The organism is Parvibaculum sp., from assembly GCF_030694575.1.
GTDB lineage: Bacteria > Pseudomonadota > Alphaproteobacteria > Parvibaculales > Parvibaculaceae > Parvibaculum.
Genome location: NZ_JAUYUS010000042.1, coordinates 1 through 25762 on the forward strand (window position 1 = coordinate 1; position 25762 = coordinate 25762).

Genomic DNA, 25762 nt, shown 5'->3' on the forward strand with positions numbered 1-25762 from the left:
GCGAACGCCAGAAGGAATTGCAGGCGCAATCGGCCGCCGCACAGAAGGAAGCGGACGAAATCCGCGACAAGCTCATCGAGGCGGCCGCGCGCGTTCAGGCCTACGAAGCCGATGTCTCCGCCTCGGAAGACCGGCTACAGGGCCTGAAAGGTGCCGAAGCCGTGATCGCGGCGCAGCTCGAACGCCGGCGCGATGAAATGGCCGAGCTTCTGGCGGCGCTGACACGGCTCGACAGGCACCCGCCTCCCGCACTTGCCGTCCGCCCGGACGATGCCCTGGCCTCCATCCGGAGCGCGCTTCTGCTCGGTGCGGTGGTGCCCGAACTTCAGGCGGAAGCGACCGATCTGCGCGACCGGCTGGAGCAACTGGCGGCGCTGCGCAAGGACATACTGGACGAGCGCGAGACGCTGGGAACGGCACAGACCTCGCTTGAAGCCGAGCGCCGCGAACTCGAGACATTGCTCAACCGTAAGCTCGCGGCGCGGGCGAAGCTCGCAAAGGAGGCCGAGGGCGAACAGCAGACGGCCGAACGTCTGTCGCGGCAGGCGACGGACCTGTCCGACCTGATCGCGCGGCTCGAAGCCGGTGCCGCCGCGAGGCTGCCCGCCGTCCGTCCCGAACCGAGACGGGAGCCGGACCCCGAGCCGGTCAGGCCACCACAGGTTGCCGAACCGGCCGAAGAAGGCGCACCAACCCGGATGGCCGTTCTCCGGCCGCCTTCGGCCCCGCCCGCCATGCCCTCTTCCCGTCTTTTTTCGGATGCGAAGGGCCTGATAAGGCCGCCGGCGGCGGGGACGATCACGCAAACCTATGGCAGCCGGGACGCAGCCGGCGCCAGGTCGCAGGGGTTAACGCTCGCAACCCGGCCGAATGCACAAATTGTTGCCCCATTTGACGGCAGAATCTCCTATGCGGGTCCCTTCCGGCACTACGGGCAACTCTTGATAATATCGGTCGGTGAGGGCTACCATGTGCTATTAGCGGGCATGAAAGAAATTGACTGTATTGTGGGTCAAAGCATCCTTGCCGGCGAACCCGTCGGGACGATGGGTACGTCGAGTGCCCCGAACGATCTGGCTGCACAAGATATTTCGCCGCAGCGGGACGGGATTGCGGGCCACGGACCGGCACTCTACATCGAGTTCCGGAAAGACGGCGACCCGATCGATCCTCGCCCCTGGCTGTTGATGAGTGACAAGAAGGCACGTGGTTAAATGAACAAGTCCGTCTTCGCTGGCTTCGCGGTCGGTACGTTCCTGTCCTTTGCCGCCGTCATGGGCGTGAAGCAGGGTTTCCTGGATACGCCTGCCTACGCCGCGGGCGACTCCAATACCTATCGCCAGCTCAACCTCTTCGGCGACGTCTTCGAGCGCGTGCGCGCGGACTACGTCGAACCGACGGATGACGCCAAGCTGGTCGAGAACGCCATCAACGGCATGCTGACCTCGCTCGATCCGCATTCGAGCTACATGACACCGAAGAGCTTCCGCGACATGCAGGTGCAGACGCGCGGCGAATTCGGCGGCCTCGGCATCGAGGTGACGATGGAAAACGGCGTCGTGAAAGTGGTGACGCCGATCGACGACACGCCCGCGAGCCGCGCCAACCTCCGGCCCAACGACTACATCACGCATATCGACGGCACGCAGATCCTCGGCATGACCCTGAGCGACGCGGTCGACAAGATGCGCGGGCCGGTCAACACCGAAGTCACGCTCACCATCGTCCGCAAGGGTGAGGAAGAAGCCTTCGATGTGAAGCTGACGCGCGACGTCATCACCATCAAGTCGGTGAAGTACAATCGCGAGGGCGGTATCGGATATATCCGCATCACGTCGTTCAACGAACAGACGTCCGACCTGCTTGAGCAGGCGATCTCGAACCTCTCGAAGGAAATCGGTCCGTCGCGCCTCAAGGGCTTCATCCTCGACATGCGCAACAACCCGGGCGGCCTGCTCGATCAGGCGATCTCGGTGAGCGACGATTTCATCGACGGCGGCGAGATCGTTTCGACGCGCGGCCGTCATCCCGAGGACACGCAGCGTTACAACGCGCGCTCCGGCGACATCACCAATGGCCGCCCGATCATCGTGCTTGTGAATGGCGGCTCGGCCAGCGCCTCCGAAATCGTCGCCGGCGCACTTCAGGATCATCGCCGCGCGACGGTGCTCGGCACACGGTCCTTCGGCAAGGGCTCCGTCCAGACGATCATTCCGCTCGGCTCGGACGGCGCGCTGCGTCTCACCACGGCGCGCTACTACACGCCGGCCGGCCGCTCGATCCAAGCGAAGGGCATCGACCCCGACATCATCGTCCAGCAGACGGCGCCGGAAGAAAAAAAGAAGAAGGCGAGCGCCGTCGGCGAATCCGCGCTGCCGGGCCACCTCGCGGCCGAAGAAGGCGACGAAATGGCGGGCTCCGACAGCTTCGTTCCGGCGGACAAGAAAGACGACAAGCAGCTGCTTTACGCCATCGATCTGCTGAACGGTGCGCGCAAGGACGCCGCCTATCTTGGCGGCGGCAGGACGTCGAGCGCGATGGCCAACTGAGGCACTCCGCAAGCCCCGCCGGAGACAATTTGCGAGCATGGTGGCGAAGATAGCGGCGACAGGCTCAGGCCCGGACAATAGCGGGCCGGAGGACGACGAGGGACGTTACCGTCCGCGCCTCCTGCTGATTGCGGCCATACTGGTTGCGCTCGCCAGCGGCGGGACGCTGGCATGGCTGCTTCTTTCCGATAACCGGCTTGCAGGCGAACCTGTCGTCCGCATCGCGCTTGTGCCGGAAGAATCGGTCGAAGCGGCTGAGCCCGCAAAAGCGGAAAGCCCGGCCGACCCGGCAACGCCCGCCGCGCCGCCGGAGGAAACGGCCGCACCTGAACCGGCGGACGACGCCGACGACCTCAGCCCCGACGAGAAGGCCCTGCTCGACGCCGCGCGCAATCTCGACAACGGCCTCGACAAGGGCATCGATGACAAGATCGCTGCCGGAGTGAAGATCGTCGGCGCGGAAAGCGTATCGGACGGCAGCGAACCTCAAGCGGCCGAGGCCGCCGTGATCGTGCTCGCCGTCGCTCCGGATCCGGCCCTGGTCGAGAAGACGGCGCAAGGACCGCTGCCGAAAGTCGCGCGCGACGGCCGCAAGGCATGGCAGGTCTATGCGCGACCGCTGCCGAAGGGTACGCAACCAGATCGCCGCATCGCGCTTGTGGTGAGCGGCATGGGCATCAGCGAAAGCGCGACGGCGCATGCAATCGACGTGCTGCCGCCGGAAGTGACGCTGTCATTCGCGCCCTACGGCGCCAAGCTTCAAAGCTGGATCGACAGGGCGCGCGCGGCGGGACATGAAGTGCTGCTCGAATTGCCGATGGAGCCCTTCGGCTATCCGCAGAACGATCCCGGCCCCTACACGCTGCTCACAAGCCTGAAGCCGGACGAAAACCTCACGCGCCTCGAATGGCTGATGAGCCGCTTCACCGGCTATGCGGGTGTGATGAACTATCAGGGCGCGCGCTTCACGACATCGGCGACGGCGTTCAAACCCGTGATGGTCGCGCTCGGCGCGCGCGGACTTCTCTATGTCGACAACGGCGCCTCCGCGCGCAGCCTCGGGCCGCAACTCGCGGGCGAAAGCGGGATGCCGTCCGTGCAGGCGACGCGCATTGTCGATCCGGTGCAGAACCCGGAGGTGATTGCAACTTCGCTCGATACGCTGGAGAAAGTGTCGCGCGAGACGGGAAGCGCCGTCGGTATCGCTTCCGGATTTCCCGTGACCGTGGATGCGCTTGCGGAATGGGCGAAGACGCTGAAGAACGAAGGCTACGTTCTCGTGCCGGTAACCGCGCTCGCCCGCGAATAGAAAGCAAAACAGGAGAGAGAATGCCGCGCCACAGCGACAACAGGGAGCCGGTCGCGCCCGACACGCTGCCCTACCGGCCATGCGTCGGCATCATGCTCATCAATCGCGACGGCCTTGTCTGGGTCGGCAACCGGATCCAGGAAGTGGATACCGGCAGCGCGCTCACCTGGCAGATGCCGCAAGGCGGCATCGACGAAGGCGAAGCGCCGGACGAAGCGGCAATGCGCGAGTTGAAGGAAGAGACGGGTACGGACAAAGCACGCATCATCGGCGAGACGAAGGACTGGCTCACCTATGAACTGCCGCCGCATCTCGTCGGCATCGCATTGAAGGGAAAGTATCGCGGCCAGAAGCAGAAATGGTTCGCGATGCGCTTTACCGGCGACGATGCGGACGTCGATATTGCAGCCGACGCGCACCAGGAATTCAGCGAATGGGCATGGGTGCCGATCGGCGAATTGCTGGAGCTGATCGTGCCTTTCAAGCGCAGCGTTTACGAGCAGCTGGTGAAGGAATTCGGGCCCTTGGCGGTGCCGGAAAAGGGATGATTATTCGCCGTAATGACAGGACTGTCATCGAACTGTCACAGAAATGTCATGTGACGCTTTTTACGAACTCCGTGTACGGAGGATAAGCAACTTATCCCCGCCCTCATCGCGCCCCATCGGGCGCACGGCGAAGCCGCCGCAGCGGGGACAAGGCGGCGGGGACAAATAAATTCGGCTCCCGGCGCAAAAATACTTGTCCCCGGCCTCGAAATCCTCATGCCGCCTTTTCCCATTCGGCCGTGATGTCGCGAAGTTTTTCCGCGAGCGGCACGGTGCGCGTCTGGAACGCATAATCGGCATAGTCCCAACGCTGGCTCGCGCGGAGAGCGAAAATCCGTTCGAGCTTCTTCTCGGCGGTGTCGACCAGGAAAGCGAGCCTGTCGATCTTCGGCTGAACGGCGGCGGGCGCGGTGCGCCGGACATTGCCGATCGTTTCGAGAAGCGTGGCGAAGTTGGCGGCGCTCGCGGTGGCCGGTTGCGCGGTCTCGCCGCTGGCGGCGATGTACTTCGTCAGCGCGGCGCGAAGATCGTCGAGATCGCCGCGCAGGCGCGCGACGGGATCGATGGCGACGGCATCCTCAGGCGATGAGTCCGCGAGCATCGCGGTCAGCACTTCGGCGCAGATTGCCTGCGCCTCGTCGAGGGCCGGACGCACATCCTCGTTGAAGAGCTGCAGGCCCGGATAGCGGTTCGGCGTGCCGACGATGGCGGCGACCGCGCTTTGCTCGGCGAGAAGCCGGCCGACGATCCGCTGCATCTCCACGAGTTGAACGAGCTTGCGTCCGTCGGTCCATGTCGCCGACTGGCGCCCGATTGCATCCGTCGCCGATTGCAGCCGCACGGTCGCTTCGAGCCACTCGGCCCGGAAGCCCTCGCCGTCGGTCAGGAGATAGCCGTCGAGCGCGATCAGGCTCGCCTCGCGCGCCGCCGCGAACTCACCGAGCAGCGCGGCGAAATCAGGCTCGGCCGCCTGTCCCGCAATGCCTGCGCCGCCTGCATAAGAGCCTGTCGCGGTTTCGGCGGCACCGGCGGCAACTGGCTCATCGATGTCGCGAAAGGCCAGATAGGCGACGGCCGCTCCACCGGCGGCAAGGGCGAAAGCCGCGAGCCAGACGCGCCGGCGCGGACTCCAGGGCGAGAAAATGCCGCCCACGGACCGAAATAGAAGAGGGTTTCTGCGGCGAGGGCGGGCACCGGAGGCGGGCCGGCTGTCCTCGCCCGGCGGAAGGCCATAGCGGCTGCGCCAATATGTTTCCGCGTCCCGAGTTGCTGAGAAAGGCATAACACCACCTGAACCGTGCCGTGCCCCGGACAACTAAACCTTTATAGAACTAAAGGTTCCATCGGCGAAGCGCGATTTGTGTCTCCAAATGTGACAATTCGTGTAGAGGCGCAATTTTTACTTGGCGGCACCGGCTGTTGCGCCGCAGAATGCGTTGCAGCGGGGTACGCCGTCCGAGGCCGCAAACAGCGCGGCCGGACGACAGATCGGGCATCCGAAGGATGTGAGGTCCCCCATGCGCCGCAGTTTCCGCATCCTGATCCTTTCCGTCGTCGCGCTCGTCGCGCTTGACGATGACGCACGCATGATGACGGGCACGCTTTTCCATGACGGATATTTTCTTGTCGCCGGACATCCGACGCCGATGCCGCTGGAGCGGCCGCCCTTCCTCGCGGTCGCCGACCTGCATGACTGCCTGCGCGGCACCGGCGCACCGGTGAGCGGCGGCGCCTTCGCCGAATTCTGTGCCGACCTCGCGAGCTTCGCCTCGCCGGCGGCCGTGGCGGAAGAAGCGGCGGAGCCGGTCGCGGTCGCGCAGCAAAACGTGCTGCCGATGCAGCGCATCAAGCAGCGCACGCGGCAGGACAAGAACCGCGACGGCAACAGCGACAAGGACACCATGATCGGCCATGCGGCGGAACCGGCCGGACCGCAATGCACGATCGACGGGAAGGGCGCGGCAAGCCTGCGCGTCGGCGGCGTCTGGGTGAAGTCGCTGCCGAAATATGTCGGCGGGTCGCGCGATACGAAAGCAGGCGAGGCAAGCCGCATCGTCGCCGTGCCGCCGCGCTGCGAGGTGCAAAGCCCGGCCGACGCGAAGGTGCTCTATGCCGGCACGTTCAAGGGCTATCTCGGCGTGGTTATACTGGAGACGGGCAAGGTGGACCGGCTGACGGTCGCGGGGCTCGGCAATGTCGCGGTTGCGCGCGGCGACACGGTGAAGCGCGGCGCGGCACTCGGCTCGACATCGGCGGCATCGGCACCCGCGCTCGAAAACACAGGCGCGGCGGGCGAAACCACGCTGCTCTATGTCGGCGGCGTCGACATGGGTGAGGTCGCGGCGGCGGCGGGCCCGGCGTCCTGAAGATCAGACGGCGGCGCGGGCGAGTTTCCAGTTGCGGAAGCGCCAATAGGTCCAGGCGAGGGACGAGACCGCGCGCATCAGCGCGCTATGCGGCTTGAGCCCGGCGGCCTTGCCGACCATCGAGATCAGACGCTCGACATGCTGGCGGCGGTAGAGGCCGAGCGCGCGCTTCTCATAGGCCATGGCGAACAGCTCGCGCTCGTAAGGCACGCTGCCGTCTGTGGGCGTGTTGGCCGCGTAATAGGCGCAGGCGAGTTCGTCGTCGTCGGCTTCCGAGACACGGCCGAGCGCGACGCGGATGCGGTCGAGGATCGAGGGCGGCGTTTCGCCGAGATCGTTGAACTGATCGTAGAAGAGCTTGTAGTGGCGGAACTCGTCCGCCGCGATGTTGGTCGCGATCTGTTTCAGCACCGGCTCGTCGGTCGCATCCTTGATGGCAGTGTAATAGGAGGAGGTCCCGCTCTCGACGACGCAGCGCGCGATCAGCTCGCCGCCGCGGCTGCCGCGCACGCTTTCGATCGCGTCGGTCGGAATGGAATAGCCTTCGCGGAAACGCCTGAAAGCCTCGTCGAAGACGAAGCCCGGATCGGCAAGCTCGGCCCAGCGCGCAAGCGCCTGTCCGTGCTGCACTTCTTCCGCGCCCCAGACATGGATCGCTTCCTTGACGTCCGGCCGGTCCGAAAAGACGTTGCAGAGATAGGTCACGTAATCGGGCGCGTTGAACTCGACCATCGCGGCCGCCTTGACGGCGCGCAGGATGTCGGCATCGACCTTCGAGGGATCGAAGTCCTGCCATCTGATGTCGTCGAGCGTCCAGTGACGGCTCATGAGCAAATCCCGTTCTCGGACCGAAGGCCGGGCGCCCCGGCATTTATGACACTAGCAATATAATCGGGAAGCGCGGCAGGTTTAAGGCCCGGCAAAGGGCCGATTGCCGCAGCGGGAAGCGACGAATTCAGAAGACTTGTGGGAGTTCTGCCCCCCTTTGGGAGAGGGCGAGCCGCAAGGTCCAGCCCCCGCCCCGAAAAATTCTTCGCTATCGCTCGAATTTTGTCGACCCGCCCCCAGGGGCGGGTGGGGAGAGTGGGCTGCCCCGGCCGCTCAGAGCGCCTGGCGGAGCTGCTTCAGGTGGTCGAGCTTTTCCTGCGCGGCCTGACGCTTGGCGTCGGTCTTCGCGTCCGCCACATCTTCATTGGCGTGAGCGATTTCGCGGTCGAGCGCCGCGGCGTCGAGTTCGGCGAGCGGCACCGTGAATTCGGCCAGCACCGTGAGGCCGGCCGGCGTCACCTCGGCGAAGCCGCCGCGCACGAAAATGCGCTGCTGCGGCTGGCCGGCATTGTCGACATTGATGATGCCGGGACGAAGGGTCGACATGACGGGCGCGTGGCCCGCCATGATGCCCATCTCGCCTTCCGAGCCGGGTATCACCACCATGTCGACCTGCCCCGAAAAGAGCAGCCGCTCGGGCGATACGAGGTCGAAATTCAGCTTCTCAGCCATCTTGTCTCACCTTACCCGGTCGAAATCCGAAGCGGCTTACGCCGCTTCCTTGGCGAGGCGTTCGGCCTTCGCGACCGCGTCCTCGATCGTGCCGACCATGTAGAAGGCCGCTTCCGGCAGATGATCGTAGTCGCCGTTGCACAGACCCTTGAAGCCCTTGATCGTGTCCTTGATGTCGACGAGGACGCCGGGCGTGCCGGTGAAGACTTCGGCGACGAAGAAGGGCTGCGAAAGGAAGCGCTCGATCTTGCGGGCGCGGGCGACGACGAGCTTGTCTTCTTCCGAGAGTTCATCCATGCCGAGAATGGCGATGATGTCCTGGAGCGACTTGTAGCGCTGCAGGATTTCCTGCACCTGACGCGCGGTGTCGTAATGCTCCTGGCCGACGACGCGCGGCTCGAGAATACGGCTGGTCGAGTCGAGCGGGTCCACGGCGGGATAGATGCCCTTTTCCGAGATCGCGCGGTTGAGCACGGTGGTCGCGTCCAAGTGAGCGAACGAGGCGGCGGGCGCCGGGTCGGTCAAGTCGTCGGCGGGCACGTAAATGGCCTGCACCGAGGTGATCGAACCCTTGGTCGTCGTCGTGATGCGTTCCTGGAGCTGACCCATGTCGGTGGCGAGTGTCGGCTGATAGCCCACCGCCGAAGGAATACGGCCGAGAAGGGCCGACACTTCGGAACCCGCCTGCGTGAAGCGGAAGATGTTGTCCACGAAGAACAGCACGTCCTGGCCCTTGTCGCGGAAATGCTCGGCGACGGTGAGGCCCGTCAGCGCGACACGGGCGCGGGCTCCCGGCGGCTCGTTCATCTGGCCGAACACGAGGGCGCACTTCGAACCGGTCGTGTCGCCGTTGTTCTCGTTCGGGTCCTTGTTCACGCCGGACTCGATCATCTCGTGATAGAGATCGTTGCCCTCGCGCGTACGCTCGCCGACGCCGGCGAACACCGAGTAGCCGCCATGCGCTTTCGCGATGTTGTTGATGAGTTCCTGGATGAGCACCGTCTTGCCGACGCCGGCGCCGCCAAACAGGCCGATCTTGCCGCCGCGCGCGTAGGGCGCGAGCAGGTCGACGACCTTGATGCCGGTGACGAGCATCTGCGCTTCCGTCGACTGCTCGACGAAGGAGGGCGCTTCCTGGTGGATTTCGCGGCGCGCTTCGTGCTTCACGGGGCCGGCTTCGTCCACCGGCTCGCCGATGACGTTGATGATGCGGCCGAGCGTACCGTCGCCGACCGGCACCGAGATCGCGGCGCCCGTGTCGCGGACTTCCTGACCGCGGGTCAGCCCCTCGGTGGTGTCCATCGCGATGGTGCGGACCGTGTTCTCGCCAAGATGCTGCGCGACCTCGAGGACGAGGCGGTTGCCGCCATTGGTCGTCTCGAGCGCGTTCAGAATGGCGGGCAGGTTGTCGGTGAACGTGACGTCCACGACGGCGCCGATGACTTGGGCGATCTTTCCGACTGCGTTGCTCATGGTCTTTCCTTGACTCGTCCCGTGCGGACGTCCTAGAGGGCTTCCGCGCCCGAAATGATTTCGATCAGTTCCTTGGTGATCATCGCCTGCCGCGAACGGTTATAGGTGATGTTCAGCTTCTTAATCATGTCGCCCGCATTGCGCGTGGCGTTGTCCATCGCCGACATCTTGGCGCCGAATTCGCCCGCCACGTTTTCAAGCAGGGCGCGGAAAATCTGCACCGAGAGATTGCGCGGCAGAATGTCCTTCAGGATTTCGGCTTCGTCGGGCTCGTATTCGTAGACCGCGCCGCCGAGATCGACGCTGCTGCCCGCATCCGCCGGTACGCTGGCCGGAATGAGCTGCTGCGCGGTGGGTATCTGGCTCACGACGTTCACGAACTTCGAATAGAAGATCGTGGCGACATCGAATTCGCCCGCCTCGAAAAGCTCGAGCACGTTGCGCGAAATATCTTCCGCCTGCTGAAAGCCGATCTGGCGGATGCCCGTGAATTCGTAGGACTTCACGATGCGGTTCGCGAAATCGCGCTTCAGCGCGTCGCGGCCCTTGCGGCCGACGGTGAGGATCTTCACCGTCTTGCCCTGCCCGATCAGCTTGTTGATGTGCTGGCGGGCGAGACGCGAAATCGACGAGTTGAAACCGCCGCACAGGCCGCGATCGGCGGTGGCGACGATCACGAGATGGACGTTGTCGCTGCCCGTGCCGGCGAGAAGGGCCGGCGCGTCGGACCGTCCGGCCATGCCGGCCGACAGGTTCGCAAGCACGCGGTCCATGCGCTCCGCATAGGGCCGCGCGGCCTCCGCCGCTTCCTGCGCGCGGCGCAGCTTCGCGGCGGCGACCATCTGCATCGCCTTCGTGATCTTCTGCGTCGCCTTCACGCTGGCGATGCGATTTCTCAGGTCCTTGAGGCTAGCCATTCGCCTTTACCTTTTCGCCGTTCTCTTGTCGATCAGGCGAACGCCTTGGAGAAATTCTCGACCACCGACTTCAGCTTGGCTTCCGTGTCGCCGGAAATCTGCTTCTCGCTGCGGATCGCATCGAGAATGCCGGCATGGTTCGAACGGATGTTGCGGAGCAGTTCCTGCTCGTAACGGCCGACCGAGGAAACCGGCAGCTTGTCGAGATAGCCGTTGACGCCGGCATAGATCACGACGACCTGCTCTTCGACCTTGAGCGGCGAGAACTGGCCCTGCTTCAGAAGTTCGGTGAGGCGCGCGCCGCGATTGAGAAGGCGCTGCGTCGCGGCGTCGAGGTCGGAACCGAATTGCGCGAAGGCCGCCATTTCGCGGTACTGCGCAAGCTCGCCCTTGATCTTGCCGGCAACCTGCTTCATCGCCTTGATCTGCGCCGACGAACCCACGCGGGAAACCGACAGGCCGACGTTCACGGCCGGACGGATGCCCTGATAGAAGAGGTCCGTTTCGAGGAAGATCTGGCCGTCCGTGATCGAGATCACGTTGGTCGGGATGTAGGCCGACACGTCGTTCGCCTGCGTCTCGATGATCGGCAGAGCGGTCAGCGAACCGTTGCCATTCTCTTCATTGAGCTTCGCGGCGCGTTCGAGCAGGCGGGAATGGAGATAGAAGACGTCGCCCGGATAGGCTTCGCGGCCCGGCGGACGGCGCAGCAGCAGCGACATCTGGCGATAGGCGACGGCCTGCTTGCTGAGATCGTCATACACCACGAGCGCGTGCATGCCGTTGTCGCGGAAATATTCGCCGAAGGTGCAGCCGGCGAAGGGCGCCAGGAACTGCAGCGGCGCCGGATCGGACGCGGTGGCGGCGACGATGATCGAATATTCGAGGGCGCCGTTTTCTTCCAGCGTCTTCGCGATCTGCGCGACCGTCGAGCGCTTCTGGCCGATGGCGACGTAGATGCAGTAGAGCTTCTGGTTTTCGTCGTCGCCCTGGTTGAGCGGCTTCTGGTTGAGGATCGCGTCGATGGCGATGGCGGTCTTGCCGGTCTGGCGGTCGCCGATGATGAGCTCGCGCTGGCCGCGGCCGATCGGGATCAGCGCGTCGATGGCCTTGAGGCCGGTCTGCATGGGCTCATGCACCGATTTCCGGGGGATAATGCCCGGCGCCTTGACGTCCACGCGACGGCGCTCCACGCCCACGATGGGGCCCTTGCCGTCGATCGGATTGCCGAGCGGATCGACGACGCGGCCGAGCAGGCCCTTGCCGACGGGAACGTCCACGATGGAGCCCGTCCGCTTGACGGTGTCGCCTTCCTTGATGTTCCGGTCGGAACCGAAAATCACGACGCCGACATTGTCGGCTTCGAGGTTGAGCGCCATGCCGCGCACGCCGCCCGGGAACTCGACCATTTCGCCGGCTTCGACGTTGTCGAGACCGTAGACGCGGGCGATACCGTCACCGACGGAAAGCACCTGGCCGATTTCGGAAACCTGCGCTTCCGCGCCGAAATCCTTGATCTGCTGCTTGAGGATGGCGGAAATTTCCGCAGCCTGAATGTCCATCAGGAGGCCTCTTTCATGGCAATCTTGAGAGAATTGAGTTTGGTCCGCAGGGATGAGTCGATCATCCGGCTGCCGACCGTGACGACGAGCCCGCCGAGAAGGGCCGCATCGACCTTGGTAACGATACGAACGTCGCGGCCCGTGGCGGCCTTGAGCGCCGCCTTGAGGCTGTCGATCTGCGCCGCCTGGAGCGGGTGCGCGGAAAGGACATCGGCCGTCATCTCGCCGCGCTTCTGCGCGAGGAGCGTCGTGTAGGCGCCGATCATGCCCGGAAGCGCGAAGAGGCGCCGGTTCCTGATGACGAGACCGACGAAATTCTTGACGAGGCCCGACGCGCCGGCCTTGTCGAGCACGGCGCCGAAGGCGCGGCTCTGTTCCTCGGCGCTGAAGATCGGGCTGCGGACGAGACGCGTGAGGTCGCTGCTCTCGTTCAGCATCTTCACGATGCTCTCGAGGTCGCCGGCGACGGCATCGAGCGCGCCCTGAGCTTCCGCAAGCTCAAAAAGGGCCGTCGCATAACGGCCGGCCACACCGGAGACGGGATGATCTGATGACACGTGCGGCGCTCGCCTGTGCTTTTCGTGGAAACCGGCGCGGCGGCTTCGGAGCCTCGCGCCATCCATTTGAAATCATTAGCTAATTTTGGCTCCAAGAGGCGGTGAAAAACACCCCGCCCCCGAGGCCGCGCGTTAGGTAACACATGGTCTTGCGCTGCGCAACATGCAGGCCTCCGAAATGGGCGCGCCTGCGGCATTTTGGGCAAAGCGGGGACACGCCGCGCCGAAGGTGACGCAGCGGAACCCGCTGTCGGGCGGAAATCCCTTATCCGGGAGGTAAGGGCTAGGCGACGCGGGTGAGCGGCGCGGCGGCGGCGGCCTCGTCCAGCATGGCCTCGGCGGCCGGGATCAGCAGCTCGGCACGGTCGTCCGCCCAGAGGATGTGACAGCCGGGGCGGGGAAGCTGCTCGCCCTTCGGCATGCCCTGGGTGGCGAAATAGGCGGCCTGCGTGCAGGGCGCGTCCGCCGTCTCCATCTTGCTGTTGAGGAGCGCGACGTTGCCCGACAGCATGGCGAGCGCCGTCGGGCCGTTATTCACGAAGAGATTGAGCCGGGCGGTCTCGTAGAGCGCGAGCCGCGACTGGAGCGAGATCGCGGCGTCGGAATCGATCCGGAAGCCCGGCAGGGCCTTGGTGGCGAATTCCGTGTCGCGCACGAAAACGACGTCGTAGCCCTTGTTCAGGAAATGACGGCCGACCTTCTGCCATTCGGGAAGGTTGCTGTTGCGGCTCGGCCAGTAGCGGGCCTCACGCAGCGTGATCGCGATCAGGCGGTCGTTCTTCGTCACCGGCTGGTCGGCGCGGAAAGGCAGGCAGCCCGCCCGGATCGCATCGGTAATGAGCTTCGTGCCGTAGCTCATGACCGGGTGCGTTTCGTCATAGCCGACCGGGAAGACATGACCCGTCTTGAAGGCGACCGCGTCCGCCCGGGTCTCGCAATGCACCACCTCCTCGACGGAGGGAAGGAGCTTGCAGAGCTTGAAGACCACCTTCTTCAGCATCCGCATGCGGATCTTCGGGTCGCGCGGCGGCAGGTTGTCCTTCCGGAAACCGTTGTCCGGGCCCGGCACGATGACGATGCGGAGCGACGGCTCGCCGAGCTCGATGCGCTTCCTCTCGGCGGTCGCGAGGAAACCCAGCGCGTCGAAAGTCGGCGGCGAAACGGCAAGATCGTAGAAGGCGGTCAGCATGAGGCGCTCCGGGAGAGGGTCGGCCCATGTTCCCGGCATTCTGGTTAATGCCGCGCTAACGCCACTCCGGGAAAGCGGCCTAGAGAAAGCTGTAGGGATCGATATCGACCGAGACGCGGACCGCGTTCGGGATTTTCATGTCGGCGAGCCAGGCCTGCATATAGGCCTGCACATTGACGTTCCGCCCCGCCTTGACGAGGAAGCGGAGCCGCGTGCGGCCCCTGAGCAGCGCCATCGGCGCGGGCGCGGGCCCGAGCACCGCGACATTGTCCGCCCGCGGAGCACGCCGCGACATCTCGCGCGCGACCTTGCGGGCAAGTTCGGCATCGGGCGAGGAGACGACGACACCGACGAGGCGGCCGTAAGGCGGCAGCGACACGCGCTCGCGCGCGGCGGCCTCGCGGACGAGAAACTCGTCGCGCCGCCCGGAGACGAGCGCGCGCATGACGCTGTGTTCCGGCATCCATGATTGCAGGAAGACACGGCCCGGCCGCTCCGCCCTGCCCGCACGGCCCGCCACCTGCTGCAGCAACTGGAAGGTGCGCTCGCCCGCGCGCAGATCGCCGTTCTCGAGCCCAAGATCGGCATCGACCACGCCGACCACGGTGAGCCAGGGAAAGTGATGACCCTTGGCGACGATCTGCGTGCCGATGACGATATCGACCTCGCGCGCCTCGATGGCGGCGAAGACCGCTTCATGCGCGGCGGGACCGCGCAGATTATCCGACGAGACGACAGCGACGCGCGCCTCCGGGAAAAGCTCGGTCACTTCCTCCGCGATCCGCTCGACCCCCGGCCCGCAGGCGATCAGCGTATCCTCCGCGCCGCAGGACGGGCACGCCTTCGGCACCGGCGCGCTGTAGCCGCAATGATGACAGACGAGTTCGCGCCGGAAGCGATGCTCGACGAGCCATGCCGAACATTGCGGACACTCGATGCGATGGCCGCAGGTACGGCAGAGCGTGAGCGGCGCATAACCGCGCCGGTTGAGAAAGAGCATCGCCTGTTCGCCCGCCTCCATCGCGCGCGCGATCTCGGTGACGAGGACGGGCGAGAGCCAGCGGCCGCGCTCGGGCGGATGGGCGCGCATGTCGATGGCCGTGACATGCGGCAGCTCGGCTTCGCCGTACCGCGCATCGAGACGGACGGCGGCATAGCGGCCCTGCTCGACATTGACCACGGTTTCGAGCGAGGGCGTCGCCGAACTCAGCACGACAGGGAAGTGCCCGAGCGACGCGCGCACCACCGCCATGTCGCGCGCGTGATAGGCAACGCCGTCTTCCTGCTTGAAGGCGGCGTCGTGCTCTTCGTCGACGACGATGAGGCCGAGATCGGGAAAGGGAAGAAAGAGCGCCGAGCGCGCGCCGACGACGACGGAGACGCTGCCCTCCGCGACGGCGCGCCAGACGCGGCGGCGCTCGCGCGACGGCACGTCGGAATGCCATTCCGCCGGGCGGCAGCCGAAGCGGCGCTCGAAGCGGTCGAGGAACTGGCTGGTGAGCGCGATCTCCGGGAGGAGGATCAGCACCTGCTTCTTGCGGCGGAGCGCGGCGGCGACGGCCTCGAAATAAACTTCCGTCTTGCCGGAACCCGTGATGCCGTCGAGCAGCACGGCCGCGAAACGTTCCGCCTCGACATGGCCGGCGAGAAGCGCGGCGGCTTCGGCCTGTTGCGGCGAGAGGTCGACGCCATCCGCGTCCGGGTTCGGCGCGGGGAAAGGCGCTTCGGTGGGAATGTCGACCGGCTGCAGCGTGCCCGCATCGACGAGACCGCGCACCACGCCGTCCGAGACGCCGGCTTCTTCCGCCAGCTCGCGCACCGTGCGCGCGAAACCGTCGGACGCCGTTTCGACCACGCGGAGGCGGGCCGGCGTCATCCGGCCGGGGCGCGTGTCGCAAAGGCGATAGGCGGTCCGCATCCGCTGCGGCTCCAACGCGCCGGGCGCGCGGATGGTGAGGCGGAGGACGGAGCCGGCGGGCGAGAGCGTGTAGCCCGCGACCCAGTCGACAAAGCGCCGTGACACTTCCGGCATCGGCGGCGCGTCGAGCACCTCGACAATCGCCTTCAACCTGTTATGGCCGACTTCGCCCGTGCCCTCGCCCCAGACGACGCCGAGAAGCTCCTGCGGGCCCAGCGGCACGACGACATAATCCCCCGGCCGCACGGTCATGCCGGCGGGGACCTTGTAGTCGTAAGGCTTTGGAAGGGCGAGCGGAATGAGAACGCTGACCGTTCCGGAAGCTGATGTGGGGCCTGTGGATATTTCGGATGCCATTCGAAATCCGGGTGAGGTCGTTCCAAAGCGACGCGATACCGTAACGCCCCGTAAAGCACACGGTGCGACGGACCTTGCGCGATCCATCGTCCCCGGTCAAAAGAGCGGTTACAAAAATGCGCAAAAACGGAAGCGTTCGGCGCCGCTCTCGACTACACTCCCCGAGAGCCGAAAAGAAGCCAAGAGATACAAAGAACAACGTCCACGCGTTCACCGAAAAGATCCCGCCTTATGAAATTCTTCGTCGACACCGCCGATATCGCCGAAATCCGCGAACTGGCCGATACCGGCCTTCTGGACGGCGTAACCACCAACCCGTCCCTGATCGCGAAATCCGGCCGTAATTTCCTCGAAGTGGTGGAGGAAATCTGCGGCACGGTCGAGGGGCCGGTGAGCGCGGAAGTGACCGCGCTCGACGCGCCAACCATGATCGCGGAAGGGCGCAAGCTGGCGAAGATCGCGAAGAACATCGCGGTCAAGGTGCCGCTCACCTGGGACGGGCTGAAGGCCTGCAAGGTGCTGACGGGCGAAGGCACAATGGTAAACGTGACGCTCTGCTTTTCCGCGAACCAGGCGCTGCTGGCGGCGAAGGCCGGCGCCACCTTCATCTCGCCCTTCATCGGCAGGCTCGACGACATCAACCTCGACGGCATGGAACTCATTCACGAGATAAGGGAAATTTACGACAATTACCCCGCGCTCGAGACCGAGATCCTGGCGGCCTCGATTCGCTCCGCCAACCATGTGAAGGATGCCGCCCTTGCGGGCGCGGACGTCGCGACCGTTCCGCCCGCCGTGCTGAAGGGGCTGGCGGCACATCCGCTGACCGACAAGGGGCTCGAAATGTTCATGGCGGACTGGAAAAAGACCGGCCAGAAAATTTTGTAGGGCAAATATTCCGAAGCCAATACTTTAGAAAGCTTCATGGGGGATGCTGCAGCAATGAGCCAGCAAAACGACAGCACCGAAGCGAAACGATTGGACGACACCGACGCCACGCTGGCCGCGGAAGAAGTGCGCGCCTATCTGCGCCGCAATCCCGACCTGCTCGCCAACGACCCCGACCTGATCGCGGCGCTGATCCCGCCGTCGCAGTCGACCGGCCGCAACGTCGTTGACATGCAGCACTTCATGATCGGCCGCCTGCAGAACCATGTGCGGATGCTGCGCGACATCCAGTCCGACCTGATCGAGGCTTCGTCGCTGAACAGCCTGGCGCGCGAACAGGTACATGCGGCGACGCTGAAGCTGCTGGACGCGCGCTCCTTCGAGCACATGATCGAATACACGACCTCGCCCGACGGACTTGCCCGCCTGCTCGGCATCCGCGCGGCGACGCTCTGCATTGAAACGGCGACGGGCGTTTCCGGCATCGGCATTCGCGGCGTGCGCGTGCTCGAACCCGGTGGCGTCGACCGCATTCTCGGCGCCGGCGAACGCTGCAAGCTCGTGCCGCATGTGCGCGGCAGCCGCGGGCTCTACGGCAACATGGCCGACGAGGTGCATTCCGAAGCGCTGGTGCGGCTCGACTTCTCGCCCGCCTCGCCGCCCGGATTGCTGGCGCTTGGCGGCTTCGAGCCCGACCAGTTCCATCCCGACCAGGCGGTGGACCTGCTCGAATTCCTCGCCGACGTCGTCGAGCGCTGCGTGCGCCAATGGCTCGACCTGCCGCCCGCGCGATAGGCGGCGCGCCCGCGCCGGACGACGCCGCGAGGACGATCCCCGCGAGCGGGGATGCACGGACCGAAATCCGCAACTGGTATTCCCACCTGATGGGCGAGCGCCGCATGAGCGAGGCGACGCTCATCAACTATCACCGCGACCTGACGCGCTTCTTCGAATTCCTGGCCGACCATCTGGGCGGACCGGCGACGCTCGACGACCTGCGGCGGCTCGAGCTGCGCGACTTCCGCGCCTTTGTGAGCCACCGCCGCAACGAGGGACTGCAAAGCCGCTCGCTGGCGCGGATGTTGTCCAGCATGCGCTCCTTCTTCCGCTTTCTCGACCGCTCGCATGTGCTCTCGAACGCGTCGGCGACGGCGCTGCGCTCGCCGAAGCTGCCGCACGCCATCCCGAAGCCGCTGACGGTGGCGGGTGCGGCGGAGCTTCTGGACGAAGCCGAAATCGCGCATGAGGAACCGTGGGTCGCCGCCCGCGACATCGCCGTGCTGACGCTGCTTTATGGCTGCGGGCTCCGCGTGTCGGAGGCGGTGGGTCTCGACCGCCGCGAGGCGCCGCTGAAGGACGTGCTGCGCATCACCGGCAAGGGTGGCAAGGAACGGATCGTGCCGGTGCTGCCGGCCGCGCGCCAGGCCGTCGACGATTATCTGCTTCTCTGCCCGTACGGGCTTGCGAAGGACGATCCGCTCTTCGTCGGCACGCGGGGCGCAAGGCTCGGCCAGCGGCAGGTGCGCGAAACCATGATCGGCCTGAGAAGGCGGCTCGGCCTGGCCGAAAGCGCGACGCCTCATGCGCTCCGCCACAGCTTCGCGACGCATCTCCTCGCCGGCGGCGGCGACCTCCGCGCGATCCAGGAACTGCTCGGCCATGCGAGCCTGTCGACCACGCAGATGTATACCGAAGTGGACGCGGCGAGATTGCTGGAGGTCTACGACAAGGCGAAGAGAAGGCGGTAGCGAGAAACCGCCCTTCTTCCACCCTCCCCCTGAGGGAGGGTCAAACGGCTGCAAGCCGTTTGGGGAGGGGTTGCGGAAGCAACTCCGGACAAATTCGCCGACATATTCGATTGAGCAAGGCTGCATCCCCTCCCCGAAATTTGCGGTGCAAATTTCGACCCTCCCACAGGGGGAGGGTGGCAGGGAGGGCAGGGTCACATATGGATCGGCAGGCCCGTGACCGCGAGGGCGGCTTCCTTGATCGCTTCCGACATGGTCGGGTGCGCGATGCACATGCGGGCGATGTCTTCGGAGCTCGATGAGAATTCCATCGCGGTGACGGCCTGCGCGATCATCTCGCCCGCGCCGACGCCGACGATATGAATACCGAGGATGCGGTCGGTCTTCTTGTCGGCGAGAATCTTGACGAAGCCTTCGGTGGTCTTGTTGGCCTTGGCGCGGCCGTTCGCCGTGAACGGGAACTTGCCCGCATTGTACTCGATGCCCGCTTCCTTCAACTGCTCTTCCGTGCGGCCGACGGAGGCGACTTCGGGCGAGGTGTAGACGACGCCCGGAATGACGTCGTAGTTCACGGCGCCGTAATGGCCCGCAAGCTGCTCGGCCAGTGCCACGCCTTCTTCCATCGCCTTGTGCGCGAGCATGGGGCCCGCGACGCAATCGCCGATCGCATAGATGCCGTCGACATTGGTCTTGAAGCCCGCATCGATTTCGACGCGGCCGCGCTTGTCCGTCTTCACTCCGATCTTGTCGAGCCCGAGGCCTTGCGTATAGGCGGTGCGGCCGATGGAGACGAGCACGACATCGGCGTCGAGCGTTTCGGCATCGCCGCCCTTGGCGGGCTCGACCGAAACCTTGAGGCCGGATTTCTGCTTCTCGACCTTCGTCACCTTGGCGCCGAGCTTGAAGGTGAAGCCCTGCTTCTTGAGGATGCGCGTGAAATTCTTGACGACCTCGCCATCCATGCCGGGAAGGATGTTGTCGAGGAATTCGACCACGGTGACTTCCGCGCCGAGACGGGACCAGACCGAGCCGAGCTCGAGCCCGATGACGCCGCCGCCGATGACGAGGAGCTTGCCCGGTACTTTTTCGAGCGCGATGGCGCCCGTGGAGGAGACGATCGTCTTCTCGTCGATCTCGATGCCCGGCAGCTTCGCGACATCGGAGCCGGTCGCGATCACGATGCTCTTTGCTTCGAGCACGCGGTCGCCGACCTTCACCTTGCCTTTGGCTTCGATGCGGCCTTCGCCCTTCACCCATTCGATCTTGTTCTTCTTGAACAGAAACTCGACGCCCTTGGTGTTGCCGTCGACGGCATCGTCCTTGAAGGCGAGCATCTGTTTCAGGTTGAGCTTCGGCGTGCCGACCTCGATGCCCATGTCCGGGAAACTGGCGCTGGCCTCGTGGAAAAGTTCCGACGCGTGGAGCAGCGCCTTCGACGGGATGCAGCCGATATTGAGGCAGGTGCCGCCGAGACGGTCGCGCTTTTCGACGACGGCGACCGAAAGGCCGAGCTGTGCCGACTTGATCGCGCATTCATAGCCGCCGGGGCCGGCGCCGATCACCACGAGGTCGAATGAGTCAGCCATGGGAATACCTCAGAGATCGAGCAGCAGGCGTTGCGGGTCTTCAAGCGATTCCTTCACGCGGACGAGGAAGGTGACCGCTTCCTTGCCGTCGACGATCCGGTGATCGTAGGAGAGCGCCAGATACATCATCGGGCGGATTTCGATCTTGCCGCCGACGACCATCGGCCGGTCCTGGATCTTGTGCATGCCGAGAATGCCCGACTGCGGCGCGTTGAGGATCGGCGTCGACATGAGCGAGCCGTAGACGCCGCCATTCGAGATGGTGAAGGTGCCGCCCTGCAATTCCTCGAGTTTCAGCGCGCCATCGCGGGCGCGGCGGCCGAAATCGTTGATGGTCTTTTCGATGCCGGCGAGTGAGAGATCCTGCGCATCGCGCAGCACCGGCACGACGAGGCCGCGATCCGTGCCGACGGCGACGCCGATATTGTAATAGTTCTTGTAGACGAGTTCCTCGCCGTCGATCTCGGCATTGACCGCCGGGATCTCCTGCAGCGCATGGATGCAGGCCTTGACGAAGAAGCCCATGAAGCCGACGCGCACGCCATGCTTCTTCTCGAAGAGATCCTTGTACTGGTTGCGCAGCGCCATGACGTTCGTCATGTCCACCTCGTTGAAGGTGGTGAGCATGGCGGCGGTGTTCTGCGCTTCCTTGAGGCGCGTCGCGATGGTCTTGCGGAGCCGCGTCATCTTCACGCGTTCCTCGCGGGCGCCATTATCCGCGCGGGGGGCGGCAGGCGCCTGAACGGGGGCCGGCGCCTTCGCCTCGCCCTTCGACTGCACGGCGGCTTCCGCGTCTTCCTTGGTCACGCGGCCGCCCTTGCCCGTGCCTTCGACCTTCGAGACATCGAGATCGTTTTCGGCGGCGACGCGGCGCACGGCCGGAGAGGGCGCGGCATCGGCGGGCTTCGCCGGTTCCCTGGACTGGGGCTTCGGCTCTTCCTTTTTCGGCTCGGGCTTCGCCTCGGCCTTTTTGGGTTCTTCCTTTTTGGCGGCGGGCGCGGCGGGTTTGCCGCTGCCTTCGCCGATCGCGCCGAGCAGCGCGCCGACCTCGACCGTCTCGCCATCCTTCGCGACGATCTCGGAGAGAACGCCGGCGGCGGGCGCGGGCACTTCGACCGTCACCTTGTCGGTCTCGAGTTCGACCAGCGGCTCATCCACCGCGACGGTATCGCCGGGCTTCTTGAACCATTGGGCGACAGTGGCCTCCGTTACCGACTCGCCCAGCGCGGGCACGCGAATTTCCGTCGCCATTGGTCTTCTGCCTTTCCGAACGCTTCTCCGCGCCGCGAGATCAATCGATCTTCAGCGCTTCCGAAAGAAGCTGGTTGAGTTCCTGATTGTGCCTGCTCATGAGCCCGGACGCCGTGGCCGCCGATGCCGGACGCCCGGCATAGGTCGCGCGGCTGTAGCGCGTGCCGACATGATCGAGCACCCATTCGATGTTGGGCTCCATGAAGTTCCAGGCGCCCATGTTCTTCGGCTCTTCCTGGCACCACACGAATTCCGCTTCCGGGAAGCGCGCGAGTTCGGTCATCAGCGACTTGGCGGGAACCGGATAGAGCTGTTCCACGCGCATGATGTAGACGTCGTTGATGCCGCGCCGCTCGCGCTCCTCGTAGAGATCGTAATAGACCTTGCCCGAGCAGAGCACGACGCGCTTGATGTCCTTGTCGGGCACCAGCTTGATCTTCTGGTCCGGCAGCAGCTCCGCATCGTCCCACAACACGCGGTGGAAGGACGAACCGGGCCCGAATTCCTCGATCTTCGAGACGACGCGCTTGTGGCGCAGCAGCGACTTCGGCGTCATCAGGATGAGCGGCTTGCGGAACTTGCGGTGCATCTGCCGCCGCAGGACGTGGAAATAGTTCATCGGCGTCGTGCAGTTCACGACCTGCATGTTGTCTTCGGCGCACATCTGGAGATAGCGCTCGAGGCGGGCGGAGGAATGCTCCGGCCCCTGCCCTTCGTAACCGTGCGGCAACAGCATCACGAGACCGGACATGCGCAGCCACTTGCGCTCGCCCGACGAGATGAACTGGTCGATCACCACCTGCGCACCGTTGGCGAAATCGCCGAACTGCGCTTCCCAGAGCACGAGCGCATTCGGCTCGGCGAGGCTGTAGCCATATTCGAAGCCGAGCACGGCGGCTTCCGAGAGCATCGAGTTGATGACCTCGTATTCGGCCTGGCCTTCCGAAATATTGTTGAGCGGCACGTAACGGTCTTCGGTGTGCTGGTCGTTCAGCACCGAATGGCGCTGCACGAAGGTGCCTCGTTCGGAATCCTGGCCCGACAGGCGCACCTTGACGCCCTCTTCCACGAGCGAGCCGAAGGCAAGCGCCTCCGCCGTCGACCAGTCGATGCCCTCGCCCGTCTCGATCGACTTGCGCCGATTGTCCATGAAGCGCTGGATCGTCTTGTGGATGTTGAAGCCTTCCGGCACGTCGGTGATCTTGCGGCCGATCTCGCGCAGCTTGTCGATCTCGACGGCGGTTTCGCCGCGGCGCGCCTCGCCCTCCGCCTTGCTGAGACCGGACCAGCGGCCGTCGAGCCAGTCCGCCTTGTTGGGGCGGAACGTCGTCGCGGCCTCGTAATGACCTTCAAGCTCGGCACGGAACCCGGCGATGCGCTGCTCGACTTCCTCGGCGCTCATCAGCTTCTCGTCGATGAGGCGCTGCGAATAGATCTGCAGCGTCGTCGGATGGTCCTTGATCTTCTCGTACATCAAGGGCTGCGTCATGCTCGGATCGTCGCCTTCGTTGTGACCGAAGCGGCGGTAGCAGAACATGTCGATGACGACGGGCTTGTTGAAGCGCTGGCGGAACTCGGTCGCGATCTTCGCGGCATGGACGACCGCTTCCGGATCGTCGCCGTTCACATGGAAAATCGGCGCCTGCACCATCTTCGCCACATCCGAGGGATAAGGCGAGGAACGGCTGTGGATCGGGCTCGTGGTGAAGCCGATCTGATTGTTGATGATGAAATGGATCGAACCGCCAGTGCGATGGCCCTTGAGGTCGGAGAGACCGAGACATTCGGCGACGATGCCCTGGCCCGCAAAGGCGGCATCGCCGTGAATGAGGAGCGGGATCACCGAACCGCGTTGGCGGTCATGATACTGGTCCTGCTTCGCGCGCGCCTTGCCGAGCACGACGGGATCGACGATTTCGAGATGCGAGGGATTGGCGGTGAGCGAGAGATGCACCTTGTTGCCATCGAACTCGCGGTCCGACGAGGCGCCGAGATGGTACTTCACGTCGCCCGACCCGTCGACGTCTTCCGGCGTCGAGGAGCCGCCCTTGAACTCGTGGAAGACGGCGCGATAGGGCTTCGACATCACGTTGGTGAGGACGTTGAGGCGGCCGCGATGCGCCATGCCGAACACGATTTCCTTCACGCCGAGCGCGCCGCCGCGCTTGATGATCTGTTCGAGCGCCGGGATCATCGCCTCGGCGCCATCGAGGCCGAAACGCTTGGTGCCGACATACTTGACGCCGCAATACTTCTCGAAGCCTTCGGACTGGATGAGCTTGTCGAGGATCGCCGAGCGGCCCATGTCGGTGAAGGCGATTTCCTTGTCCGGCCCTTCGATGCGTTCCTGTATCCACGCCTTCTCTTCCGGGTCGCCGATATGCATGAACTCGACCGCGAGCGTACCGCAATAGGTACGGCGCAGGATGTCGAGCATCTCGCGGACGGTCGCCGTTTCGAGGCCGAGCACATGGTCGATGAAGATCGGGCGGTCGAGATCGTCCGGCCCGAAGCCGTAGCTTTCAGGCTGAAGTTCCGGGTGCTGCGACTTCGGACGGAGCTTCAGGGGATCGATGTCGGCGTCGAGATGGCCGCGAATGCGGTAGGCGCGGATCATCATCAGGGCACGGACGGAATCGAGCGTCGCTGCCCGAATCTCGTCCTCGCTGGCGGCGGGGCGCCGTTCCGCGATCTTTTCCTTGACCTTGCCGGCCTCGAGAGCCGTCGCTCCCCAATTACCGTCGAGCGCGCTGACAAGTTCACCGTTCGCGACGATCGGCCAGTCGGACCGCTTCCAGGAAGCGCCTTTCGCCTCCTTCAGCACGTCTTCCGGCTTGTCGCCGAGACCTTCGAAGAAGGTGCGCCACTCATCGTCGACCGACCGCGGGTCTTCCTGATAGCGCGCATAGAGCTGCTCGACGAAGAGCGCGTTGGCACCATAGAGAAAGGACGTCCGCTCGAAGCGGTCGTTTGAACCGTTACTGGTCATCGGATCGGATCCATTTGGCTTTGGGGAGGCCTGCGCCGTTCCCTGAAGAGCCGCGGCATCGGAAAGAAAATCATTGGGCGTCACCGCGCCGCCCGTCGCCTTGAAAATCGAATCGAGGGTGGGCCATTCCGGCCGCCGCTGACCGTTCATGCAGCGTGTGACCGTGGACACGGAAACGCCAAGCTGCTCGGCGAAGGCGCTCGCCGTCAGATTGTTGGTTTCGAGCCAGTCGGAAAGTTTCATGAGAGGAATTTGCCACAGGGGCAACCAAGCGTCAACGGAGATTGCCTTGGCGGCACATTCTGGAACAAACCCAGATTGTCGCGCAAGTCAGCCGGAAATCAGGGCCTTGGCCCGGTGGACGCCAGATGACATATAGTAAACGGATGACAAATTAACATGCGGGTCGTCAACAAAGGGTTCAAAAAAGGAAGCGGGGCGCCCGGAAAACCGGAAACCCCGCTCGAATCGTTCAAATTGCCGCCGATCCCTATCCTTTGAGGACCTCGACCAGCGTGGTGCCGAGCGCCGAGGGGGACTTGGCGACGGTGATGCCGGCCGAGCGCATCGCCTCCATCTTGTCTTCCGCGCCGCCCTTGCCGCCCGAAATGATCGCGCCGGCATGGCCCATGCGGCGGCCGGGAGGAGCGGTCACGCCCGCGATGAAGCCGACGACGGGCTTCTTCACCTTGGAGGCCTTCAGGAACTCGGCCGCGTCTTCTTCGGCCGAGCCGCCGATCTCGCCGATCATGATGATCGAGGTGGTGGCCGGGTCGCGGAGGAACATGTCGAGGCAGTCGATGAAGTTGGTGCCGTTGACCGGGTCGCCGCCGATGCCGATGCAGGTGGTCTGGCCGAGGCCCGCCGCCGTGGTCTGCGCCACCGCTTCATAGGTGAGCGTGCCCGAGCGCGAGACGATGCCGACCGAGCCCGGCTTGTGGATGTGGCCCGGCATGATGCCGATCTTGCATTCGCCCGGCGTGATGACGCCCGGGCAGTTCGGACCGACGAGGCGCGTCTTCGAGCCGGAAAGCGCGCGCTTCACCTTCACCATG

At 64.8% G+C, this 25762-nt stretch carries 20 protein-coding genes and 1 pseudogene; 8 read left to right on the plus strand and 13 right to left on the minus strand.

Annotated features, from left to right (window positions below):
- From Q8S60_RS06650 to Q8S60_RS06665, 4 genes are all read left to right on the plus strand, one after another.
- The coding region (locus Q8S60_RS06650) for a murein hydrolase activator EnvC (RefSeq protein WP_305668445.1) at positions 1 to 1214 on the plus strand (1214 nt) is incomplete at its 5' end.
- Positions 1215 to 2549 carry a S41 family peptidase gene (locus tag Q8S60_RS06655; protein WP_370867278.1) on the plus strand — a complete coding sequence of 445 codons (1335 nt, stop codon included), beginning with the start codon at positions 1215 to 1217 and terminating at the stop codon, positions 2547 to 2549. It begins immediately after the preceding gene.
- Positions 2550 to 2586: 37 nt separating this feature from the next.
- A complete protein-coding gene (locus Q8S60_RS06660) occupies positions 2587 to 3858 on the plus strand; it encodes a divergent polysaccharide deacetylase family protein (protein WP_305276867.1) in 1272 nt (423 codons plus the stop codon).
- A gap of 20 nt (positions 3859 to 3878) precedes the next feature.
- Entirely contained in the window at positions 3879 to 4406 is a 528-nt protein-coding gene (locus Q8S60_RS06665) for an RNA pyrophosphohydrolase (RefSeq protein ID WP_305276869.1), read from the plus strand.
- 214 nt (positions 4407 to 4620) lie between these two features.
- Here the strand turns inward: Q8S60_RS06665 and Q8S60_RS06670 are convergent, their stop codons facing one another.
- Positions 4621 to 5559 carry a hypothetical protein gene (locus tag Q8S60_RS06670; RefSeq protein WP_305276871.1) on the minus strand — a complete coding sequence of 313 codons (939 nt, stop codon included), beginning with the start codon at positions 5557 to 5559 and terminating at the stop codon, positions 4621 to 4623.
- A 364-nt stretch (positions 5560 to 5923) separates the two neighbouring features.
- Here Q8S60_RS06670 and Q8S60_RS06675 point away from each other — a divergent pair, with 364 nt between their 5' ends.
- Complete coding sequence (locus Q8S60_RS06675) at positions 5924 to 6772, plus strand: peptidoglycan DD-metalloendopeptidase family protein (RefSeq protein WP_305276873.1); 849 nt, start codon at positions 5924 to 5926, stop codon at positions 6770 to 6772.
- Between the two features lie 3 nt (positions 6773 to 6775).
- On the opposite strand, the gene Q8S60_RS06680 is transcribed toward Q8S60_RS06675, so the two are convergent.
- From Q8S60_RS06680 to Q8S60_RS06715, 8 genes are all read right to left on the minus strand, one after another.
- Entirely contained in the window at positions 6776 to 7600 is an 825-nt protein-coding gene (locus tag Q8S60_RS06680; protein ID WP_305276874.1) for a ferritin-like domain-containing protein, read from the minus strand.
- Positions 7601 to 7873: 273 nt separating this feature from the next.
- Positions 7874 to 8272: a F0F1 ATP synthase subunit epsilon gene (locus Q8S60_RS06685; RefSeq protein ID WP_305276876.1), complete on the minus strand. Its 399-nt coding sequence runs from the start codon at positions 8270 to 8272 to the stop codon at positions 7874 to 7876.
- 36 nt (positions 8273 to 8308) lie between these two features.
- Complete coding sequence (gene atpD / locus Q8S60_RS06690; protein ID WP_305276878.1) at positions 8309 to 9745, minus strand: F0F1 ATP synthase subunit beta; 1437 nt, start codon at positions 9743 to 9745, stop codon at positions 8309 to 8311.
- Positions 9746 to 9777: 32 nt separating this feature from the next.
- Complete coding sequence (locus Q8S60_RS06695; RefSeq protein ID WP_305276879.1) at positions 9778 to 10662, minus strand: F0F1 ATP synthase subunit gamma; 885 nt, start codon at positions 10660 to 10662, stop codon at positions 9778 to 9780.
- Positions 10663 to 10694: 32 nt separating this feature from the next.
- Positions 10695 to 12224, minus strand: a complete 1530-nt coding sequence (gene atpA / locus Q8S60_RS06700) for a F0F1 ATP synthase subunit alpha (protein WP_305668446.1) — start codon at positions 12222 to 12224, stop codon at positions 10695 to 10697.
- Positions 12224 to 12847, minus strand: a complete 624-nt coding sequence (locus Q8S60_RS06705) for a F0F1 ATP synthase subunit delta (RefSeq protein ID WP_370867279.1) — start codon at positions 12845 to 12847, stop codon at positions 12224 to 12226. Before Q8S60_RS06705 ends, atpA begins: the two co-directional genes overlap by 1 nt.
- A gap of 217 nt (positions 12848 to 13064) precedes the next feature.
- Positions 13065 to 13970 (minus strand): hypothetical protein, encoded by a 906-nt coding sequence (locus Q8S60_RS06710; RefSeq protein ID WP_305276882.1) that lies wholly within the window; start codon positions 13968 to 13970, stop codon positions 13065 to 13067.
- A gap of 79 nt (positions 13971 to 14049) precedes the next feature.
- Complete coding sequence (locus tag Q8S60_RS06715; RefSeq protein ID WP_305276883.1) at positions 14050 to 16245, minus strand: primosomal protein N'; 2196 nt, start codon at positions 16243 to 16245, stop codon at positions 14050 to 14052.
- Between the two features lie 231 nt (positions 16246 to 16476).
- On the opposite strand from Q8S60_RS06715, the gene fsa reads away from it, so the two are divergent.
- From fsa to Q8S60_RS06730, 3 genes are read left to right on the plus strand one after another with little or no spacing between them, the layout of a single operon-like run.
- Positions 16477 to 17133: a fructose-6-phosphate aldolase gene (gene fsa, locus Q8S60_RS06720; protein ID WP_305276885.1), complete on the plus strand. Its 657-nt coding sequence runs from the start codon at positions 16477 to 16479 to the stop codon at positions 17131 to 17133.
- Positions 17134 to 17187: 54 nt separating this feature from the next.
- Positions 17188 to 17928 (plus strand): DUF484 family protein, encoded by a 741-nt coding sequence (locus tag Q8S60_RS06725; protein WP_305276886.1) that lies wholly within the window; start codon positions 17188 to 17190, stop codon positions 17926 to 17928.
- Entirely contained in the window at positions 17901 to 18881 is a 981-nt protein-coding gene (locus Q8S60_RS06730; RefSeq protein ID WP_305276888.1) for a tyrosine recombinase XerC, read from the plus strand. Before Q8S60_RS06725 ends, Q8S60_RS06730 begins: the two co-directional genes overlap by 28 nt.
- A 194-nt stretch (positions 18882 to 19075) precedes the next feature.
- Here the strand turns inward: Q8S60_RS06730 and lpdA are convergent, their stop codons facing one another.
- From lpdA to Q8S60_RS06750, 4 genes and pseudogenes are all read right to left on the minus strand, one after another.
- Positions 19076 to 20467 carry a dihydrolipoyl dehydrogenase gene (gene lpdA, locus Q8S60_RS06735; protein WP_305276890.1) on the minus strand — a complete coding sequence of 464 codons (1392 nt, stop codon included), beginning with the start codon at positions 20465 to 20467 and terminating at the stop codon, positions 19076 to 19078.
- A 9-nt stretch (positions 20468 to 20476) separates the two neighbouring features.
- On the minus strand, positions 20477 to 21718 hold the full coding sequence (odhB, locus tag Q8S60_RS06740) for a 2-oxoglutarate dehydrogenase complex dihydrolipoyllysine-residue succinyltransferase (protein ID WP_305276892.1): 1242 nt from the start codon (positions 21716 to 21718) through the stop codon (positions 20477 to 20479).
- Between the two features lie 40 nt (positions 21719 to 21758).
- Positions 21759 to 24950: a 2-oxoglutarate dehydrogenase E1 component gene (locus tag Q8S60_RS06745; protein WP_370867280.1), complete on the minus strand. Its 3192-nt coding sequence runs from the start codon at positions 24948 to 24950 to the stop codon at positions 21759 to 21761.
- A gap of 247 nt (positions 24951 to 25197) precedes the next feature.
- A pseudogene (locus tag Q8S60_RS06750) lies at positions 25198 to 25762 on the minus strand (succinate--CoA ligase subunit alpha); the annotation flags it as partial.

Excerpts from the sequence above, each read along its gene's own strand:
- lpdA (WP_305276890.1), bottom strand. The coding sequence starts at position 20,467 with ATGGCTGACTCATTCGACCTCGTGGTGATCGGCGCCGGCCCCGGCGGC.
- Q8S60_RS06665 (WP_305276869.1), top strand. The coding sequence starts at position 3,879 with ATGCCGCGCCACAGCGACAACAGGGAGCCGGTCGCGCCCGACACGCTG.
- Q8S60_RS06695 (WP_305276879.1), bottom strand. The coding sequence starts at position 10,662 with ATGGCTAGCCTCAAGGACCTGAGAAATCGCATCGCCAGCGTGAAGGCG.
- Q8S60_RS06685 (WP_305276876.1), bottom strand. The coding sequence starts at position 8,272 with ATGGCTGAGAAGCTGAATTTCGACCTCGTATCGCCCGAGCGGCTGCTC.
- Q8S60_RS06655 (WP_370867278.1), top strand. The coding sequence starts at position 1,215 with ATGAACAAGTCCGTCTTCGCTGGCTTCGCGGTCGGTACGTTCCTGTCC.
- Q8S60_RS06680 (WP_305276874.1), bottom strand. The coding sequence starts at position 7,600 with ATGAGCCGTCACTGGACGCTCGACGACATCAGATGGCAGGACTTCGAT.
- Q8S60_RS06705 (WP_370867279.1), bottom strand. The coding sequence starts at position 12,847 with ATGGATGGCGCGAGGCTCCGAAGCCGCCGCGCCGGTTTCCACGAAAAG.
- atpA (WP_305668446.1), bottom strand. The coding sequence starts at position 12,224 with ATGGACATTCAGGCTGCGGAAATTTCCGCCATCCTCAAGCAGCAGATC.
- Q8S60_RS06730 (WP_305276888.1), top strand. The coding sequence starts at position 17,901 with ATGGCTCGACCTGCCGCCCGCGCGATAGGCGGCGCGCCCGCGCCGGAC.
- Q8S60_RS06710 (WP_305276882.1), bottom strand. The coding sequence starts at position 13,970 with ATGCTGACCGCCTTCTACGATCTTGCCGTTTCGCCGCCGACTTTCGAC.
- Q8S60_RS06675 (WP_305276873.1), top strand. The coding sequence starts at position 5,924 with ATGCGCCGCAGTTTCCGCATCCTGATCCTTTCCGTCGTCGCGCTCGTC.
- Q8S60_RS06725 (WP_305276886.1), top strand. The coding sequence starts at position 17,188 with ATGAGCCAGCAAAACGACAGCACCGAAGCGAAACGATTGGACGACACC.
- odhB (WP_305276892.1), bottom strand. The coding sequence starts at position 21,718 with ATGGCGACGGAAATTCGCGTGCCCGCGCTGGGCGAGTCGGTAACGGAG.
- atpD (WP_305276878.1), bottom strand. The coding sequence starts at position 9,745 with ATGAGCAACGCAGTCGGAAAGATCGCCCAAGTCATCGGCGCCGTCGTG.
- Q8S60_RS06715 (WP_305276883.1), bottom strand. The coding sequence starts at position 16,245 with ATGGCATCCGAAATATCCACAGGCCCCACATCAGCTTCCGGAACGGTC.
- Q8S60_RS06660 (WP_305276867.1), top strand. The coding sequence starts at position 2,587 with ATGGTGGCGAAGATAGCGGCGACAGGCTCAGGCCCGGACAATAGCGGG.
- fsa (WP_305276885.1), top strand. The coding sequence starts at position 16,477 with ATGAAATTCTTCGTCGACACCGCCGATATCGCCGAAATCCGCGAACTG.
- Q8S60_RS06745 (WP_370867280.1), bottom strand. The coding sequence starts at position 24,950 with ATGAAACTTTCCGACTGGCTCGAAACCAACAATCTGACGGCGAGCGCC.